Below are 3,419 nucleotides of genomic sequence, written 5' to 3'. Positions count from 1 at the left end.
GTGGGAACAGAAGACATAGACATTGTAACTAAAATTATAACGAGACTATGAAAAAAATTTTGCCAAATTATGGAGTTGAGTTAGTGGAAATCGAGAGGTTAAAAAGTGATGAAGAAGTAATCTCTGCATCAAAGGTGAGGAAACTTCTAAAGGAAAAAAAATTTCAAGAAGCCTATAAGTATTTGCCAGCTGCTACAATAAAGGCATTGAAATCAGATGAAGGGCAGAAATAATAAATGAAAGACTCTAAAATAGTTCGCATGCAAAAAATGCTTGATGCAAAGGAAAAAAGATATTATAAAATAAAGGCTCTGACGGAAAAATTTAACTCCCCAGTGCTTTCCTTTATGCTAAATATTCCCGGCGAAGAAAAAAACTTTAAGGAAGCAGTAAAATTTCATAGAGATATATAGAAAAAATAAAAAAAAATTTTGCAAGAAAATAGCATCAGCATTCTTGAAGAAGAATACAATAATCTAAGGACGGGAATGGAGTATATTGGCTGCCATCGATTGTAATGGAAAATTTGTAAAGAAAAGGATGATAGATCTTGAAGAAAAAAATCTTGGAGGAAGACTTCTTGATATAGATATTTATGACAAAGATTTTACACAAATTTCAAGATCAAGCTTAGGACTTTCCGAGAGAAGGTGGCATAATTTGCGGGGATGTGGCAAGGACTTGTATAAAAGAAGAAAGCATAGTATAGAAGAACTTGAAGAGAAAGTGCTAGAAATTTTAAAACTTTAATTTAAAGAGTTACACTTAAAGATAATACGACCTTGGAAAAATTTAATAAAATGTTATTGTAAAGGATTTGTTTTAATGCAGATGGCAAATAAGCTTTTGCAAGAAATATTTTGATTAATATATGCTTTGTTATAATCAATTTTATGAAAAAAGTTTTTGTAGTATTTAATAAATCAAAAACTTTTTAAATACTATAAGAGAATCATCCTACATCTTTTAACTTTTTAATTTTAGCATATATTTTCTTTTTAATAGATTTTACATAGGGTGAGGCTATATCAAAACTTGTTTTTGATATTAGTCTTATATAAAAGCTTTTGATAGAATTTTATAAGAGGTGAATATATGGCAAAAATTAAAATGAAAAATCCAATCGTAGAAATGGATGGAGACGAGATGACGAGAGTCATCTGGAAAGATATAAAAAAGAATTGCTTGAACCATATATTGATTTAAATCTTGATTATTATGATCTATCGATAGAAAACAGAAACAATACTTATGATGAAGTAACAATTGATTCGGCAAAAGCTGTCGCTAGGCATCACATAGGCGTTAAATGTGCAACGATTACAGCAAATGAAGATAGAGTAAAAGAATTCAATTTAAATAAAATCTACCCTTCTCCAAATGCTACAATAAGAGCATATCTTGATGGTGTAATGTTTAGAGAACCCATTATTTTTGATTGTTTAGACATTTTAATCCCTACTTGGAAAGAGCCAATAGCAATAGCAAGGCATTCCTTTGGAGATATATATGTTTCAAAAGCTTTAAATGTAAAAAAAGGCGATGAATTAACAGTTTCAATTAATGGAGAAGACAAATATTCTTATAAACCTGATTATGACGCTATTTTTTTAACTCAATATAATAAAGTTAAGTCAATCGAAGATTTTGCTCATGTATCCTTCAAATACGCTATTTCTAAAAACATGAATTTAATTTTTCAACTAAGGATACTGTAGTTTTAGGATACGATTCTGTTTTAAAGAAATTATTTAATGAAACTTATAAAGAATACAAAGATGAGTTGAAAAACAGAATCGTATCCTAAAACTACAGTATCCTTAGTTGAAAAAATTAAATTCATGTTTTTAGAAATAGCGTATTTGAAGGATACATGAGCAAAATCTTCGATTGACTTAACTTTATTATATTGAGTTAAAAAAATAGCGTCATAATCAGGTTTATAAGAATATTTGTCTTCTCCATTAATTGAAACTGTTAATCATCGCCTTTTTTACATTTAAAGCTTTTGAAACATATATATCTCCAAAGGAATGCCTTGCTATTGCTATTGGCTCTTTCCAAGTAGGGATTAAAATGTCTAAACAATCAAAAATAATGGGTTCTCTAAAACATTACACCATCAAGATATGCTCTTATTGTAGCATTTGGAGAAGGTAGATTTTATTTAAATTGAATTCTTTTACTCTATCTTCATTTGCTGTAATCGTTGCACATTTAACGCCTATGTGATGCCTAGCGACAGCTTTTGCCGAATCAATTGTTACTTCATCATAAGTATTGTTTCTGTTTTCTATCGATAGATCATAATAATCAAGATTTAAATCAATATATGGTTCAAGCAATTCTTTTTTATATCTTTCCAGATGACTCTCGTCATCTCGTCTCCATCCATTTCTACGATTGGATTTTTCATTTTAATTTTTGCCAATATATTCACCTCTTATAAAATTCTATCAAAAGCTTTTATATAAGACTAATATCAAAAAACAAGTTTTGATATAGCCTCACCCTATGTAAAAATCTATTAAAAAGAAAATATATGCTAAAATTAAAAAAGTTAAAAGATGTAGGATGATTCTCTTATAGTATTTAAAAAGTTTTTGATTTATTAAATACTACAAAAAACTTTTTTCATAAAATTGATTATAACAAAGCATATATTAATCAAAATATTTCTTGCAAAAGCTTATTTGCCATCTGCATTAAAACAAATCCTTTACAATAACATTTTATTAAATTTTTCCAAGGTCGTATTATCTTTAAGTGTAACTCTTTAAATTAAAGTTTTAAAATTTCTAGCACTTTCTCTTCAAGTTCTTCTATACTATGCCTTTCTTCTTTTATACAAGTCCTTGCCACATCCCCGCAAATTATGCACCTTCTCTCGGAAAGTCCTAAGCTTGATCTTGAAATTTGTTAAAATCTTTGTCATAAATATCTATATCAAGAAGTCTTCTCCAAGATTTTTTTCTTCAAGATCTATCATCCTTTTCTTTACAAATTTTCCATTACAATCGATGGCAGCAATATACTCCATTCCCGTCCTTAGATTATTGTATTCTTCTTCAAGAATGCTGATGCTATTTTCTTGCAAATTTTTTTATTTTTTCTATATAATCTCTATGAAATTTTACTGCTTCCTTAAAGTTTTTTTCTTCGCCGGAATATTTAGCATAAAGGAAAGCACTGGGAGTTAATTTTTCCGTCAGAGCCTTTATTTTATAATATTTTTTCCTTTGCATCAAGCATTTTTTGCATGCGAACTATTTTAGAGTCTTTCATTTATTATTTTCTGCCCTTCATCTGATTTCAATGCCTTTATTGTGTAGCAGCTGGCAAATACTTATAGGCTTCTTGAAATTTTTTTTCCTTTAGAAGTTTCCTCACCTTTGATGCAGAGATTACTTCTTCATCAC

Annotated in this window: 8 protein-coding genes; 4 read left to right on the top strand and 4 right to left on the bottom strand. The window is 28.7% G+C overall.

Features of this window, described 5'->3' with window-relative positions; translation table 11 throughout:
* Positions 1-47: 47 nt before the first annotated feature.
* From BIV18_RS09535 to BIV18_RS09525, 4 genes are all read left to right on the top strand, one after another.
* Positions 48-233 carry a nucleotidyl transferase family protein gene (locus BIV18_RS09535; protein ID WP_235860847.1) on the top strand — a complete coding sequence of 62 codons (186 nt, stop codon included), beginning with the start codon at positions 48-50 and terminating at the stop codon, positions 231-233.
* Positions 234-236: 3 nt separating this feature from the next.
* Positions 237-413: a citrate lyase holo-[acyl-carrier protein] synthase gene (locus BIV18_RS11325; protein ID WP_268875195.1), complete on the top strand. Its 177-nt coding sequence runs from the start codon at positions 237-239 to the stop codon at positions 411-413.
* Between the two features lie 85 nt (positions 414-498).
* The gene (locus BIV18_RS11320) at positions 499-750 is read left to right on the top strand and encodes a citrate lyase holo-[acyl-carrier protein] synthase (RefSeq protein ID WP_268875194.1); all 252 of its coding nucleotides are present in this window, start codon (positions 499-501) and stop codon (positions 748-750) included.
* 431 nt (positions 751-1,181) lie between these two features.
* Positions 1,182-1,718, top strand: a complete 537-nt coding sequence (locus BIV18_RS09525) for an isocitrate/isopropylmalate family dehydrogenase (protein ID WP_075660418.1) — start codon at positions 1,182-1,184, stop codon at positions 1,716-1,718.
* A gap of 417 nt (positions 1,719-2,135) precedes the next feature.
* Here the strand turns inward: BIV18_RS09525 and BIV18_RS09520 are convergent, their stop codons facing one another.
* From BIV18_RS09520 to BIV18_RS11060, 4 genes are all read right to left on the bottom strand, one after another.
* Positions 2,136-2,345 (bottom strand): hypothetical protein, encoded by a 210-nt coding sequence (locus BIV18_RS09520; RefSeq protein ID WP_075660417.1) that lies wholly within the window; start codon positions 2,343-2,345, stop codon positions 2,136-2,138.
* A gap of 436 nt (positions 2,346-2,781) precedes the next feature.
* On the bottom strand, positions 2,782-2,916 hold the full coding sequence (locus BIV18_RS11315) for a citrate lyase holo-[acyl-carrier protein] synthase (RefSeq protein ID WP_268875196.1): 135 nt from the start codon (positions 2,914-2,916) through the stop codon (positions 2,782-2,784).
* A gap of 25 nt (positions 2,917-2,941) precedes the next feature.
* On the bottom strand, positions 2,942-3,097 hold the full coding sequence (locus BIV18_RS11065; protein ID WP_235860846.1) for a hypothetical protein: 156 nt from the start codon (positions 3,095-3,097) through the stop codon (positions 2,942-2,944).
* 224 nt (positions 3,098-3,321) lie between these two features.
* On the bottom strand, positions 3,322-3,390 hold the full coding sequence (locus BIV18_RS11060) for a hypothetical protein (RefSeq protein WP_235860848.1): 69 nt from the start codon (positions 3,388-3,390) through the stop codon (positions 3,322-3,324).
* Between the last annotated feature and the right edge of the window lie 29 nt (positions 3,391-3,419).

Origin of the sequence: Peptoniphilus grossensis (assembly GCF_001940285.1) — a bacterium.
GTDB lineage: Bacteria > Bacillota > Clostridia > Tissierellales > Peptoniphilaceae > Peptoniphilus_A > Peptoniphilus_A faecalis.
The sequence above is the reverse complement of the archived record's forward strand: the minus strand, read 5'-3'. Positions and strand labels throughout refer to the sequence as shown.